14 protein-coding genes are annotated in these 14,524 nt (G+C 35.4%); 11 read left to right on the top strand and 3 right to left on the bottom strand.

The genetic code is table 11. From position 1 onward, the window contains the following. Genes ACFJGY_RS09735 through ACFJGY_RS09720 form a run of 4 tightly spaced genes read left to right on the top strand, consistent with a single transcriptional unit; the run spans window position 1 to window position 4,399 of the window. Window positions 1–486 carry a hypothetical protein gene (locus ACFJGY_RS09735; RefSeq protein WP_379963349.1) on the top strand — a complete coding sequence of 162 codons (486 nt, stop codon included), beginning with the start codon at window positions 1–3 and terminating at the stop codon, window positions 484–486. A 27-nt stretch (window positions 487–513) separates the two neighbouring features. Next, window positions 514–2,061 carry a hypothetical protein gene (locus tag ACFJGY_RS09730; RefSeq protein ID WP_379963347.1) on the top strand — a complete coding sequence of 516 codons (1,548 nt, stop codon included), beginning with the start codon at window positions 514–516 and terminating at the stop codon, window positions 2,059–2,061. Window positions 2,062–2,088: 27 nt separating this feature from the next. Beyond that, the gene (locus ACFJGY_RS09725; protein WP_379963345.1) at window positions 2,089–3,753 is read left to right on the top strand and encodes a tetratricopeptide repeat protein; all 1,665 of its coding nucleotides are present in this window, start codon (window positions 2,089–2,091) and stop codon (window positions 3,751–3,753) included. Then, the gene (locus ACFJGY_RS09720) at window positions 3,746–4,399 is read left to right on the top strand and encodes a response regulator (protein WP_379963343.1); all 654 of its coding nucleotides are present in this window, start codon (window positions 3,746–3,748) and stop codon (window positions 4,397–4,399) included. The genes ACFJGY_RS09725 and ACFJGY_RS09720 overlap by 8 nt, the downstream gene beginning before the upstream one ends. 6 nt (window positions 4,400–4,405) lie before the next feature. Here ACFJGY_RS09720 and ACFJGY_RS09715 read toward each other — a convergent pair whose 3' ends face one another. Together ACFJGY_RS09715 and ACFJGY_RS09710 are read right to left on the bottom strand one after the other, a co-directional pair. After that, window positions 4,406–5,125 (bottom strand): pyridoxine 5'-phosphate synthase, encoded by a 720-nt coding sequence (locus ACFJGY_RS09715; protein ID WP_379963341.1) that lies wholly within the window; start codon window positions 5,123–5,125, stop codon window positions 4,406–4,408. Window positions 5,126–5,180: 55 nt separating this feature from the next. Next, window positions 5,181–6,434, bottom strand: coding sequence for a mechanosensitive ion channel family protein (locus ACFJGY_RS09710; protein WP_379963339.1), 1,254 nt, complete (start codon window positions 6,432–6,434; stop codon window positions 5,181–5,183). 83 nt (window positions 6,435–6,517) lie between these two features. Here ACFJGY_RS09710 and ACFJGY_RS09705 point away from each other — a divergent pair, with 83 nt between their 5' ends. Next, window positions 6,518–7,006, top strand: coding sequence for a DUF456 domain-containing protein (locus ACFJGY_RS09705; protein ID WP_379963337.1), 489 nt, complete (start codon window positions 6,518–6,520; stop codon window positions 7,004–7,006). Between the two features lie 8 nt (window positions 7,007–7,014). Continuing rightward, window positions 7,015–7,437, top strand: coding sequence for a hypothetical protein (locus tag ACFJGY_RS09700; RefSeq protein ID WP_379963335.1), 423 nt, complete (start codon window positions 7,015–7,017; stop codon window positions 7,435–7,437). A gap of 34 nt (window positions 7,438–7,471) precedes the next feature. Here ACFJGY_RS09700 and ACFJGY_RS09695 read toward each other — a convergent pair whose 3' ends face one another. Continuing rightward, the gene (locus tag ACFJGY_RS09695) at window positions 7,472–8,116 is read right to left on the bottom strand and encodes a uracil-DNA glycosylase (RefSeq protein WP_379963333.1); all 645 of its coding nucleotides are present in this window, start codon (window positions 8,114–8,116) and stop codon (window positions 7,472–7,474) included. A 194-nt stretch (window positions 8,117–8,310) separates the two neighbouring features. Between ACFJGY_RS09695 and ACFJGY_RS09690 the strand changes: the two genes are divergently transcribed. The 5 genes from ACFJGY_RS09690 (at window position 8,311) to ACFJGY_RS09670 (ending at window position 14,410) form a co-directional block, all read left to right on the top strand. Then, window positions 8,311–9,384 carry a lactonase family protein gene (locus tag ACFJGY_RS09690; RefSeq protein WP_379963331.1) on the top strand — a complete coding sequence of 358 codons (1,074 nt, stop codon included), beginning with the start codon at window positions 8,311–8,313 and terminating at the stop codon, window positions 9,382–9,384. 228 nt (window positions 9,385–9,612) lie between these two features. Beyond that, window positions 9,613–11,751 (top strand): DUF5686 family protein, encoded by a 2,139-nt coding sequence (locus tag ACFJGY_RS09685; protein ID WP_379963329.1) that lies wholly within the window; start codon window positions 9,613–9,615, stop codon window positions 11,749–11,751. 60 nt (window positions 11,752–11,811) lie between these two features. Then, on the top strand, window positions 11,812–12,936 hold the full coding sequence (locus ACFJGY_RS09680) for a lactonase family protein (protein ID WP_379963327.1): 1,125 nt from the start codon (window positions 11,812–11,814) through the stop codon (window positions 12,934–12,936). Window positions 12,937–13,110: 174 nt separating this feature from the next. Next, entirely contained in the window at window positions 13,111–13,884 is a 774-nt protein-coding gene (gene rsmA / locus ACFJGY_RS09675) for a 16S rRNA (adenine(1518)-N(6)/adenine(1519)-N(6))-dimethyltransferase RsmA (protein WP_379963325.1), read from the top strand. 31 nt (window positions 13,885–13,915) lie between these two features. Further along, on the top strand, window positions 13,916–14,410 hold the full coding sequence (locus ACFJGY_RS09670; RefSeq protein ID WP_379963323.1) for a hypothetical protein: 495 nt from the start codon (window positions 13,916–13,918) through the stop codon (window positions 14,408–14,410). Window positions 14,411–14,524 lie beyond the last annotated feature (114 nt).

Genomic DNA, 14,524 nt, shown 5'->3' with positions numbered 1-14,524 from the left:
ATGAAAACTTTTTTTACCATCTTAATTATAACTATTAATTCTGTCTTTGCAAATGCTCAGGATTACAAAGCAAAACTGACTTCTCTGATGAAAAATTCGGAAACCGATTTTGTTAATATCATTGGAAATACAAGTACGTTCAAAGGAAAAGACGGTTATCAAGTCTATGATTCAAAGCTGAAAATGGGTGTCGGAAAAGAATTCATTTCAAAAAAAGACACGGAGAAAGCAGCCGTTTATACCTTGTATTCTGAATATAAAGATGCAAAAGAATTGGAAAAAGCAGTTAACGAATTTGTTAATTCCTATTTCCCGGCTTCCAAATATGATATCGAAGTGGAAAAAGATGATTTATTTGGAACCTATTTTATGGAAGTATTTGAAAAAAAAGCAGCTATGCCCTTTCTTGAAATTTCCCTGGACCTTGAAAAAGATTTTTTCACAAGTTATACCATTACACTTTACAGCAAATCTGCTCAGTATTAATTTAAAAGTAAAAACAACACCATTTCTATGAAAAATACATTATTAATTTTTTCATTTTTATCAGCATTTTTCATCAATGCTCAGAAATTGGAATTCAGAGTTCTTTACGATAAAGATTCACTTTTGGTAAAGTACAAAGGTGATGTTGTCGATGGAAAAGCCAACGGAAATGGTGAAGCATATGATGCCGGCGACAAAAAAAGAAAGATCTATGAAGGAAGCTGGAAAAACAATCAGTTTGATGGAAAAGGAAAGATCTTTAATTACTCAACCTTAGTTTACGAAGGCGATCTGAAATCCGGAAAGCCAGATGGTTTTGGAAAATGGTATTACCGCGAAAAAGACGGAAGAGATTACTACGAAGGCGAATGGAAAAACGGAAAGAAAAATGGGAAAGGAAAACTTCAAAATGACAAAGGCTACGCAACTGCCGATTGCAATTATTACATCGGAGATTGGGTGGATGATGAGCGACATGGCAAAGGAAAATACAGCTATAATTCGGATTTATATGAAGGTGATTGGGTTCACGACAAAAGATCTGGAAAAGGAAAATACCAGTGGTTTTTTGAAAATCAATCATATGAAGGCGATTGGAAAGACAATATGAAAGAAGGTTTCGGCATCTTAACGTTTTCCAGCGGAACAATATATGAAGGTCGGTTTTTCAACAATGATATGTCAGGAAAAGGACAATACAAATACAAAGACGGTAGTCTTTTCGACGGAAATTTCCTGAAAGACAAACGTGAAGGATTTGGAATCATGAAATTTGTCGGCGGAGATATCTACGAAGGCTACTGGAGCAATGATCTGCGCACCGGAAACGGAAAATACACCTGGAAAGAAGGCGATTATTATGAAGGTGGATTTTTAGAAAATAAGCTGTCCGGAAAAGGGAAATTCATTGGTGCTAATGGAAATATTTATCAAGGTGATTGGCTAAACGATCAGAGAGACGGAAAAGGAACATTCACTTATAAAAATGGAGATATCTATGCCGGAGATTTTGCTTCAGGGAAATTTAATGGAATCGGTACTTTAAATTACGCCGACGGAAGAATAGAAAGCGGCTATTGGCAATACGGAAATTTCGTAAGAGCAATAAATCCAATTGGAACAAAAAAATATAAGAACGGCGAATATTCCGGCGAAATGCTGAACGGATATCCTGAAGGAAAAGGAAAACTTGTTTTTACAGACGGCAGGATCTATGAAGGTGATTTTGCAGATAAAACCATCAATGGCTATGGAAAAATGACCTTTCCACAAGGGACGGTTTCAGAAGGATACTGGAAAAACGGTCATATGTATCAGGGCAAACAAACCAATCCAGCAGGGAATTATTATTCTGGGAAATTTGCGGACGACAAATTCCAGGATGAAAAAGGTGTTTATCACTGGAAAGACGGAACTTATCTGGAAGCCTCTTTCTCTGGCGGAAAACAAATCAGAAGTGAGGGCAAATTCACTTATTTCACTGGATGTTATGGAACGGGTATTTTTGAAAATTATAAACCTGTCGGCGAGCTAAAAAAGCATGGCAATTGCTCTTTGAATTTTGAAATGAATTAATTTATACATTTGTGTAAAACCAAAACTGTGAAAATCAAAAGCTTTATCTCCGTATTAACTCTTTTCGCCATCGTTATTGCTAAATCTCAAACCATTCAGGAGCTGACAGAAAAATTAGCGAAAAGTAAAACTTTAAAAGAATCTTCCAAAATAGAATCTGATATTGGAAGAATGTATTTTGGTGAAGGTGATTTTGTGACTGCGCAGAAATATTTTTTCGCATCGTTGAAAAAAGCAGAAAAACTAAGGAATAATCCATTAATTGCCAGTGCCTGTAATAATATTGCTGCAACTTATATGGAAACAGAAAATTATTCGATTGCAGAGCAATATGCCAAAAAATCTATCCTGATCAATACGAAATTAAATGATCACAAAGGTCTTGCAGACTCTTATAATTCTCTGGCCAATGTATATTATATGCTTGAAAAGGATGATCTCAGTATGTATTATTTCTCCAAATCCCTCGAGCAGAGAGAGATTGTTAAAGATTCTGCGGGTTTATTCGCCGGATACAAAAATCTGGGAGCCAATCTTTATGAAATCGGTAAGACTGATGAAGCCATAAAAAACATAGAAAAAAGCCTGCGATATATATCAAAGAAAACTGATACTTCAAAATGGATTGGCTCATACCTTACTTTGTCCCAAGCCAATCTGTATAGTGGAAAACTCACCGAAGCAAAATCTTACCTGGATCTCTGCTATCAATACATCAAAAATTATAAAGACAGAAGCAAGGCAGAAGATTATTATTTCACTTTGTCTCAATATTATGAAAAAAAAGGAGATACAAATGAGGCTTTTGAAAATTTCAAGTTGTATGCAAAATTTCGTGACAGCGTTGTAAATACGAAGAAAAATGTACAACTCTCGGAACTGAATGTAAAATATGAAACCGAGAAGAAACAAAACCTGATCAATCAGCAGGAATTCGAAATCAAACAAAAAAATAACTGGCTGATTTTTGGCGGAATTTTGTCTTTCATTTTATTAGTAGTTTTGTTTTTCATATATAAAAATTACCAGCACAAGCAGGACAAAAAACTTCAGAAGGAGATTTTCCGTCAGCAGGAACTGGAGACAAAAGCTCTTTTTGAAGGTGAACAAAATGAGAGAATCAGAATTGCAAGAGACCTTCACGACAGCGTTGGACAAATGCTTTCTTTAATCAAAATGAATCTTTCTTCGCAGGAACAAAATCAGGAAACAGAAAATATTCAGAGTTTAGTTGATAAAACAATTTCGGAAGTCAGAAACATTTCTCACAATCTGATTCCGGAAGAACTGAATTTCGGAATCTTTCCGGCTTTGGAAAATCTTGCTGATAAGGTAAATGCTTCCTCAACAACGAAAATGGAACTTCATATTCCGGAAGAAATCAAAGAAATAAAATTCCAAAAGCAAAACGAACTTTCCATCTACAGAATCGTGCAGGAAGTTGTCAATAATATGATAAAACACGCCGACGCAAGCTCTATCAATTTATCAATCAAAAAATTAGAGAAAAGTCTCATCATTAATATCAAAGACAACGGAAAAGGAATGAATCAAGACGAAATCTCAAAGTCCAGAGGAATTGGCTGGAAGAACATCAACGCAAGAGTTCATATGATGGATGGGAAAATCAAAATTAATTCAGAAAAATTAGCCGGAACACAAATCGAAATCACATTACCCCAAAATGGATAATCAGGAAAAAATCAACATACTTCTCGCCGACGATCACCAAATGATGATCGATGGAATCAAGAATCTCTTATCCAAAGAAACCAACTGCAACATCGTGGACGAAGCCAATAACGGACAAGTGGCCTATGAGAAAATAGCAGCAAATCCTGAGAACTTTGATTTGATTTTGACTGATATCAGTATGCCATTACTGAGCGGAACAGAACTTTGCAAAATGGTAAAAAGTGAATTTCCGCACATTCAGATTTTGATTTTATCGATGTATAATAATTCGACTGCGGTAAAGGAAGCGGTTCTCGCTGAAGCCGACGGGTATATCCTGAAAAATGCCGGAAAGGATGAACTTCTGAAAGCAATCCACAGAATTTCAAACGGTGGAACTTATTTTTCTCAGGACATTATTCCGTTGATTTATAATCAATATCATAAGGAGAAAATCCAGAATGATCAGCTGTCATTATTAACGACACGAGAACGCGAAATTCTTGCCTTAATTGTTAAAGAAATGACCAGCGAAGAAATTGCGGAAACACTCTTCATCAGCAAAAAAACGGTTGATAATCACCGCCAGCATATCTTGGAAAAAACCGGCTGCAAGAGTACAGTCGGATTGGTTAAATTTGCGATAAGGTTGGGATTGGAGTGATTAATTTTACCACTTTGCCAACCGCTTCAAATAAACCTGGACTGTATTTTCCAAACCAAGATAAAGTGCTTCTGAGATCAATGCGTGACCTATGGAAACCTCCAGGAGATTCGGGATATTGTCTGAAAAATATTTCAGATTATCAAGACTAAGATCGTGTCCGGCATTGATTCCCAAACCAAACTTTCCAGCTTCTACGGCTGTTTCAACATATGATCTAATCGCTTCCTCCTTATTCTTAAGATAATTTGTGGCGTAGGCTTCGGTATAAAGTTCGATTCTGTCCGTTCCAGTTTCGGCGGCAAATTTCACCATTTCTGGATTCGGATCCAGAAAAATTGAAGTTCTGATACCTGCGTTTTTGAATTCAGAAATAACCGATTTTAAGAAATCAAGATTTTTTTCGCAATCCCAGCCGGCGTTGGAAGTTATCGCATTATCTGCGTCGGGAACCAATGTCACTTGTTCAGGTTTTACTTCCAGAACCATATCAATAAAAGGTCTGTGAGGATTTCCTTCGATATTAAATTCTGTTTTCACCAGAGGTTTCAGGTCGTAAACATCTTTTTTTGTGATATGTCTCTCGTCCGGTCTTGGATGGATTGTAATCCCCTGAGCACCAAATATTTCCAGATCCTTAGCAACTTGAGTAACGCTTGGAACATCGCCTCCTCTTGCATTTCTGAGTGTTGCGATTTTATTGATATTGACACTTAACTTTGTCATAACTTTTTATAATTGATGAATAATGGTTGATAAAAACTGCTTCCTGATGCCTGACCTACGCTTTCTGAACAATTTCAAGTTCAAATTCCTTAGCCGCAGACAACAGATGATCAAAAATATCAGACTGGATATTCTCGTATTTTTCAGTATCAGCTTCTGTTGCAAAACAGTATATTTCCAATGGCAGACCTTCCGGCATACTTTGCAATTGCCTTACTAAAATGATTTCTTTTTGATCGATCTGATCATTATTGTTAAGATAATTCTGAACATATTTTCGGAAAACGCCAATGTTTGTCAGTTGAGTTCCGTTGATGATTTCGTCTGGGTTTTCAATTGAATTTTTCTCATCCGATATTTCCTTTTCTTTTAGATTAAGATAGGTTTTGATGAGATTAATTTTCTTCAGACGCTCCATCAGATCTTCGTTTACGAACTTCAGAGATTTCATATTAAACATAATGGATTTTTTGATTCGCCGAGTGTTTTCATCCGAAATAACCTGATAATTTTTGATTTCTGTTGTCAGCAAATCATAAGTAGGAATTGTAGAAATGGTTTTATCAAAATTCTTGATTTTAGTTGTCAAAAGGTCTATGCCTTCTATATTTCCTTCAATATTGTATTTCGGAATTGCGACCCAGTCTCCGGGTTTCAGATTCTTGGAAGTTGCGACGTGAATTCCGGTTACGAAACCTAAAATGGTATCACGGAAAATCAAAACAATAACGGCTGTAATAGCTCCCAAACTCCCTAAAACTGTGCTGCTGGCAATCCCGAAAATCACACAGATTGCAATCACACTGAAGATAAATGTTCCAAAAATCTTTACCGTCTGCGAAATGGAATTGATGGCTAAAATCTTATAATAATCTTTCTTGATCTCATAATAGGTCTGCAAAACGCGGATGAATCGGAAAGCCATATTGGCAATGGTCAAAACAATCAGGAAATCAACCAGTCTTTCCAAAAAAGTAAAGCTTTTCGGATGCCTGTAAAAGATCGAAAACAAAGCATAATTTCCAAAACCAAGAGCCAGAATATTAGCAACAGAACTGGTAACTCTTGCTTTATAAATGGACTTCATCACAGGATATTTTTCCTTATCAAAGAAAAACCTGAAGACAAGATTGATCAGACTTTTTAAGATAAAAGCAAGAAATACAATCAGGAAAATAAAAAACACGAACTTAAAAAAAATCTGACCGGACAACACCAAATCGTCAGGCAGAAAATCTCTGCAAAAGAAATGGATCTCATCACTGATCTTCTGAAGAAAATCTTTATAATCTATTAGTTCGTCTTTCATTAATATAAAACATTTTGACAAATTTAAGGATAATAAATTTTCTGCTTCCCTTTGAAAATTGTATTTTTAATAAAATTATAAAATTGGATTCGACATTCATTAATATTATTGCCTTAGCACTACTTTTTGTAGGACTTTTAGGAACTGTGCTGCCCGTTTTACCTGGGTTGCTACTCAGCATTTGCGGACTTCTGATCTTTAAATTCGGAACAGAAAACGAAATGCCGATGATCTACGTCTGGATTTTTGCTTTGCTGACAATCATTTCAACGGTGATAAATTATGTTATCCCCGCAAGAACCAACAAAAAATATGGCGGAACGCGCTACGGAAGTATTGGATCTTTTGTCGGAACTTTGTTAGGATTATTTTTCATTCCGGTTCCATTTGGTTTTTTAATCGGAATGCTGGCCGGCGTTTTCGTTGGCGAATTATTGCACGATATTAATGACAGAAAAAAAGCCTTCAATTCTATGAAAGGTGCTTTTATCGGATTCGTTTATGGAACAGGTTTTAACCTGATGGTTGGACTGGCAATGTTTTTGGTAGTTGGTTATTATATTTTCTTTTAAAATTAACAATGATGAATATTAAAGCCATTTTCTGCGTTCCTCTTTTCTTTTTGATGAGTAACTGCAAAACACAAACTTCAAAAACTGAAACCTCTGTTGTAACCAATAATACCATTACTATTGGCTTAGAAAAACAGGCAAAAATTCCTAATTCAAAAGTTAGTATTCAGTTCAAAGAAGTTGTCGAAGACAGCCGTTGTCCTGTGAATGTAACTTGTGTCTGGGAAGGAATTGCAATTGTAAATGTTGAAGGAATTTCAGGAACTGAGAAAACTAATTTTCAGGTTGGAACAAGGGATTTTACTCCAAAGAATGTCATGAAATCTTTTAGCTTTTCAGGGTATAGATTTACATTGACAGAACTAAAGCCACAACCTGGAGCAAAACCAGAAGAAGCAACTGTAACTTTCAAATATGAAAAAGAAAATTAATTTCACTAAAAAATCTCCAACGCTCAAACACAAATTATCCCCAAATAATCGGATCTTTCCCTTTTTCCAATAGGTAATTGTTGATTTTAGAAAACGGATGACTTCCGAAAAATCCTCTGTAAACAGAAAAAGGTGACGGATGTGCAGATTGGATGATGAAATGTTTAGTCTCATCTATCAATGAGGCTTTTTTTTGTGCAAAAGCGCCCCAAAGTACGAAGACCACATTCTGTTTCTGATCGGAAATCTGCTTGATAATAAAATCCGTAAAAGTCTCCCAGCCGATATTTTTGTGAGAATTTGGTTCGTGTGCCTGGACGGTCAAAGTTGCATTCAGAAGGAGAACACCTTGTTTTGCCCAATCCTGCAGATCTTTGCTCTTTCTGTCGATGCCGATATCATCTTTCAGTTCGATGAAAATATTTTTGAGAGATGGCGGCGCTGTTACACTTTCTGAAACCGAGAAGCAAAGTCCGTTTGCCTGACCATCATTATGATATGGATCCTGTCCTATTATCACGACTTTTACATCGTCAAAATCCGTCAATTCCAGCGCCCGAAAAATCTCTTTTTTTGGAGGAAAACATTTGGTTGTATTATATTGAACTTTGACCTTTTCCCAAAGATCTTTAAAATAGTCACTTTCTTTAATCGGTTTCAAAACATCGGTCCAGGTCATAACGAGATTTTTTGTAAAATTAAATGTTGAAATCTATTCATGCAAATCTGCTGACATTTTAAGCAATTAAAGTTAATTATTCACAAATATCGTTTGGCTTAATTTTATATGTAATAAATTCGCGGAAAATATACATTTTTCCCATCAATTTTAGAATGAAAACCTGGCTTACTTTTATCTTTTCAATATTTTTTATGATCAATTCGTCAGCACAAAATACAATTATTGTAGGAACTTATACGAACAGTGATAAGTGTAATAGCGGTGGCATTTATATTTTTGACTTTGATGAAAATACTTACAAATACAATCTCAAATTCCATACGGAAAATATCAGCAACCCAAGTTTTGTAAGCCTTAGTCCGGATAAAAAACACCTTTTTTCAGTTAATGAAAATGGTGACAACAGTGCAATCACTTCTTTTTCCATTGATGAAGAAAGTGGCAGACTGATCAAAAAAGACGAAAGAAAAACACAGGGTGAGGATCCTGCTTTCCTGATCTCAGACGACCAAAATGTAATCACAGCCAACTATTCCGGCGGAAGCATCAATGTTTTTAAACGTTATGTGGGTGGAAAATTATCCGATGTTTTTCAGAATATCAAATTCGAAGGTGTTGGCATAGATCCGAAACGTCAGGAAAAATCGCACATTCATCAGGTTCAGTTTTCCCAGGATCATCAATATGTTTTGGCTACCGATTTGGGATTAGACAAAATCTACGTTTTCAAATATCATAAAACAGGTGAAGTAGTCTTAGAAAAAGTTGGAGAATATGATGCAAAAAAAGGATCAGGACCACGACATATCGCTTTTGACAAGACAGGAAAATTAATCTATCTCGTTCAGGAACTCAGTGGCGATATTTCGGTTTTGAGTTTTAATGACGGTAAAATTGAATTAATTCAGGAAGAAACGTTGTTGTCCAGAAAAGTGAGATTCCACTTCCGTGCAGCGGATATTCATCTTTCTAATAATGAGAAATTTGTTTATGTAACCAATCGAGACGATGCGGATGACATCACAGTTTTCAAACGTAGAAAAGACGGAACTGTAAAGAAAATCCAACAGATAAAAACAAAAGGCAGGAATCCGAGAAACTTCACAATCAGTCCGAATAATAAGTTGGTTTTGATCGCTAATCAGGATACCAACCGGATTAATATTTTCACGAGAGATCTTAAAAACGGATTGCTCACTGCTACCGGAAAATCCATTCCTGTCTGCAGTCCTGTAAATGTTATTTTTTATGAAAAAGGTAAATAATTTACGTCAAAAACAATATTTAAAACAAAAAACAGTTATTAAAAGTTAATGCTTGATGAAATCGATGCTTGATAAAAAAATTATTCTCTCCTTTTTCCTGATTTTTACAACCAGTTTGCTTTTTTCGCAGACTGTAAAAGAAAACGAAATAGAAAACGTCGTTATAAAAGGCGTCAAAAAATACAAAAACAAAAGGGAAAATCCCGCCTACGCCATTATGCGCGAGGTTTGGAAAAGAAAAAATCCAATGGACTTCTTCTTCACAAAGATTACAAATATAAAACTTACGAGAAAATAGATTTCCGACTGGATAATATCGACAGTTCCTTTACCAAAAAGAGAGCTTTTAGGGGAATGGATTCTATTATTTTCAAATACAACGATTCTTCCGAAATACCAGGTAAAGCTGTTTTGCCCGTTTTTATTACGGAAAGCATCTTCGAAACTTATGGAAAAAACGATCCGAAGAAAGAACGAAAAGATCTTTTGGCAACACGACTTTCCGGGCTCAAGAATAATCAGATTGTTTCCAAGACGATCCAGAATATGTACAAGGACATTAATATTTATGATAACACCATCAACTATCTGAATATTGGTTTCGTAAGTCCGGTTTCTACAGATGGCTTCGGCGTTTTCGATTATAACATTACGGATACGATTGAGATTAATACTGTCCGCAGTTACGAGATTCGATTCACACCAAAAAATCCTGAAGCTTTAGCGCTTAAAGGAAAGCTCTATATCTCCATGGACAAATATAATGTGATGAAAGTAGAGATGCAGACCAACAAAAAGATCAATATCAATTTCGTGAGAAACATTTCTACAGATCTGGAATTTGATAATCCGGATGATTCTACCTTTATCCCGACCAGGAATGAAACGACAATAAGCCTTGTAACGAATGACAGAGATAAAGCAAAATCTATCATAGCAAGGCGGGTTGCCAACTATTCTGATTATGAATTTGATAAAGGAATCAGTGACGAATTTTTAAATAAAATCGTCATTCCTGAAGACGAAATGGTGGCCAAGGACGAAAGTTACTGGCAAAATAACAGGACAGAAGTTCTTACCGAAAGTGATCAGAACATCTATAAAATGTACGATGAATTAGCCGAAAATCCAAAGTACAAGAAGATAGTAAAAATTGTTGAAATTGGTAATTCGGGCTATTTCCATGTAGGCGGCGGTATAGATATCGGAAATATTTTCCAGTCTTTTGGTTATAATGATATTGAAGGTGTAAGATTAAGAACAGGTTTCAGAACTTATCATGGTAAAAATGATATGTGGAGAATCCAGGCTTATACGGCTTATGGTTTCAAAGATGAAAAATGGAAATACGGTGGTGAAGCAAAATATATGTTCAACAAGACCAATCGATTTATGGTTGGAGCTGGCTATAGAAAAGATGTTCTTCAGCTTGGTGTTCAGTTGACTACTGATGAGGGAATTATGACCAGATCTTTCGCTTCTTCTTCAGTTCTTAACAGCGGTTCGACAACTTCGATGAGTTCGGTAAATCAAACCAATGTTTTTACAAGCATCGAGCCTTGGAAAAATTTCCAGGTAAGATTGGACGCTACCACTCAAAATATAAAATCAGCTGATTCAAACTTATTCAATATCAATTATTACAGACAAGGTGTTTTAAGAAATGATCTGAATGACACAAGATTCACCACAACATTGATATTCAGACCCGGAATCAAATTCTCTACTTATGGTGTAGATCGTTACGAGATGACAGCATTGGCTACCAATCCTTCAATTATCTTGAAGTACACCAAAGGTATGGGCGGTGTTTTCAATTCTGATTTTAATTACAACAAACTGCAATTCTATTATTATCAGCCATTCATTTTGGGCAATTGGGGACGTTTGTTTACCAATGTAGAAGTTGGTAAGAACTTTGACTCTCTCCCACTCGCTTTGCAGAATGTTTTGCCGGCCAACCAATCGTACGGTTTGGTGCGAGGTGTTTTTTCTTTGATGAATTACTATGAATTCACAGCAGATTCCTATGCTGTTATGTTTTTGGAACATCATTTTAATGGGAAAATTTTGTCACAAATTCCTTTAATTAAAAAACTAAAACTCCGTGAAGTCGCCTTTTTCCGGTCAGGTATTGGAAGTCTTAGACAAGGTACAATCAATATGAATGCAGGAAATATCAATCTAAGCGCTCCGGAAAAACCATATTACGAATATGGTTTCGGAATTGAGAATATCGGCTGGGGAAATTTCAGGTTGTTAAGATTGGATTTTAACTGGAGAGGAAATTACCTGAACCACAATACCAATTCTGATTCTGAAGTTAGAAAATTCGGGGTTCAGTTTGGTTTCCAGATGAATTTTTAGGAAATTTGTTGAAAGTCAGTTTAGTTTAAATCTCTGACAAAAATTTCTAAAATCGGTCTGATGAGAATTAAAAAAATAACCTTTCTTCTAAGTATTTTAATATTTGTAAACCTTTTTGCGCAAAGGGAATTTGTATTTTTTGGCTCATACAACTGGGACAAAAATTCAGAAGGCGTCTATGTTTATGAATTTAATACAGAAACCGGGAAACTTACCAAAGTTGCTTCATCCAAAGATGTTATAAACCCTGGCTACATAACAGTTTCTGACGACGGAAAATATGTTTATGCTTCGTCTGATGCCAAAACTCCGAATGACGGAAGTGTAAGTGCTTTCGCTTTTGATGCTGATAAAAAATCCTTGACTTTCCTCAATCAACAGAAAACAGGGGGCGAAAATCCAGTGTATGTGAATGTTGACAAAATTGGAAAATGGTTGATCAATGTAACTTATAATATTCCGACGATTTCCGTTTTTCCGGTTTTGGAAAATGGTAAAATCGATTCTATTGCACAGCATTTTACATTTACAGAAGGCAGCGGTGTCAATCCAAAAAGGCAGGAGAAGGCGCATACACATTCTGTAGTTTTTTCGCCGGATTTCAAAACTGTTTTGGTTGCCGATTTGGGAGCGGACAAAATCAGACAATATAATTTTGATGAAACTCTGAAAAAGCCACTTATTGAAACTGAAAAATCTATCGATACAAAACCTGGAAGCGGACCACGACATATCACTTTCAGCAAAGATGGAAAATTAGCTTATTCGATTGAAGAATTGGCAGGGATGATTTCGGTTTACGATTTTTCTGAAAACAAGTTGAAAGAAATCCAGAGAATTGCGACACACTCAAGCAAAATAAAAGAAGGTTTTGAAAGCTCTGATGTTCATATTTCACCAGATGGAAAATTTCTGTACGCAAGCAACAGAGGGCAAGAAAATAACATCGCCATTTTTAAAATTAAAGAAGATGGAACTTTGGAATCTATCGGCTATCAATCTGTAAAGGGGAAACATCCGAGAACTTTTGCGATAGATGAAACCGGAAAATTCATAATTGTCACCAATGTTATTTCGCAAAATGTAACCGTTTTCAAAAGAAATTTGGAAACAGGAATGTTGAAGAAAGTGGGGAAGCCAGTCGCGATTAAAAATGTGACTTGTGTGAAAACGAAGATGTATTGATTTTAATTTACCTTTATTAATAAAATACTTCGACTCCGCTCAGTGTGACATTTTTAATATTAAATTATTTTAAGTGTCAGTCTGAGCGGAGTCGAAGACTTTTCAGAATTATGATTCCATTTTATCAAGTTCGAACATTGCCGATAATTAGCTTATCTTTGCAAAAAATCGGAATTGGACGTTAGAGCAAAAAAACACCTTGGTCAGCATTTTCTTACAGACCAGAATATCGCACGTAACATTGTAGATTCGCTTTCTTTGGAAGGTTATAAAAAAGTTTTGGAAGTGGGTCCGGGAATGGGCGTTCTTACAAAATTCCTTCTGGAAAAAGACGTTGAAACTTACGTTGCAGAGATTGATAACGAGTCCATCGATTACCTCAAAAAACATTACCCGAAATTAGAAGAACAACATTTCGTTGGAGATTTTCTGAAAACTGATATTCCAGCGGTTTTTGGTGGCGAAGAACTCGCTGTGATTGGGAATTTTCCTTATAATATTTCGTCTCAGATTTTGTTTAAAATCATTGATAATTTCCAGTATGTTCCGGAAATGAGCGGAATGTTTCAGAAAGAAGTTGCCGAAAGAACGGCTGCCGTTCCACGCACAAAAGATTACGGGATTTTGTCGGTTTTGGTTCAGGCTTATTACGATGTGGAATATCTTTTCACGGTTCACGAAAATGTCTTCAATCCGCCGCCAAAAGTAAAATCCGGCGTTATCCGAATGAAGAGAAATCTGAAACCAGGATTGGCTGGAAATGAAGTTCTTTTCAAGCAAATCGTAAAAGCCGGATTTGGACAGAGACGCAAAAAAATGAGTAATTCTTTGAAAGTTCTTGGCATTCCTGAAGCTATGAGTTCACATCGATTCCTTGATATCCGCGCAGAAGAATTGTCTGTTGCAGATTTCATTGATTTTACGAATGAGTGGAAAGGGAGTTTGTAATTGAAAAATTCAGTTTTTAAAACCGAATGATTTGAAGAAATATAATTTTATTTTTTTAATTGTAATACTAACTTCTTGCGCATCAAATAAAGATGTGACGGGAATTTACAAATCAAATTTTGCTGATTTAGGATTTTTTGTAACGACAATTAGTCTGCAAAAAGATTCGACTTTTGAATATAACTTTGCAGGAGATTTAGTTAATACTGATTTAACTGGAAAATATATAGTAAAGGATAAAAATCTCTATTTGGAATTTTCTAAAAACAAAGGTAAAATTGAAAGTAAAAATGACAGTTTAAGTGTCTTAGAAATTCTAAGTGGGAATTATCATAATTATGATTTAAAGAATGAATCTGGCATTTCATTTCATCTAAAATATCTAATCAAAAACAGAAAACTTTTCAGTTATAGAATTGACAATAGAAAACTGGTAAATTTTGGTAAATTTTATTCCGACAAAAAACAATTTATATTATTTGGTTCTAAATGGAAAAAGAAAAGAGCCTTTCTCAAAAAAATATAGAAAATTTCTACTTCCCACGAACCCCTTAGCCCCGATTGCAACGGCATCCTTTTTTGTTTTTTGTTCTTCGCGTAATTTTGGTTGACAAACGTTTTAAAAACAAAAAAGATATAG

The organism is Epilithonimonas sp. UC225_85, assembly GCF_042695135.1.
GTDB lineage: Bacteria > Bacteroidota > Bacteroidia > Flavobacteriales > Weeksellaceae > Epilithonimonas.
The sequence above is the reverse complement of the archived record's forward strand: the minus strand, read 5'-3'. Positions and strand labels throughout refer to the sequence as shown.

Bases quoted from the DNA above. Each gene is read 5' to 3' on its own strand.
- ACFJGY_RS09715 (WP_379963341.1), bottom strand. From the start codon at position 5,125: ATGACAAAGTTAAGTGTCAATATCAATAAAATCGCAACACTCAGAAAT.
- ACFJGY_RS09720 (WP_379963343.1), top strand. From the start codon at position 3,746: ATGGATAATCAGGAAAAAATCAACATACTTCTCGCCGACGATCACCAA.
- ACFJGY_RS09690 (WP_379963331.1), top strand. From the start codon at position 8,311: ATGATCAATTCGTCAGCACAAAATACAATTATTGTAGGAACTTATACG.
- ACFJGY_RS09730 (WP_379963347.1), top strand. From the start codon at position 514: ATGAAAAATACATTATTAATTTTTTCATTTTTATCAGCATTTTTCATC.
- ACFJGY_RS09695 (WP_379963333.1), bottom strand. From the start codon at position 8,116: ATGACCTGGACCGATGTTTTGAAACCGATTAAAGAAAGTGACTATTTT.
- ACFJGY_RS09700 (WP_379963335.1), top strand. From the start codon at position 7,015: ATGATGAATATTAAAGCCATTTTCTGCGTTCCTCTTTTCTTTTTGATG.
- ACFJGY_RS09735 (WP_379963349.1), top strand. From the start codon at position 1: ATGAAAACTTTTTTTACCATCTTAATTATAACTATTAATTCTGTCTTT.
- ACFJGY_RS09680 (WP_379963327.1), top strand. From the start codon at position 11,812: ATGAGAATTAAAAAAATAACCTTTCTTCTAAGTATTTTAATATTTGTA.
- ACFJGY_RS09710 (WP_379963339.1), bottom strand. From the start codon at position 6,434: ATGAAAGACGAACTAATAGATTATAAAGATTTTCTTCAGAAGATCAGT.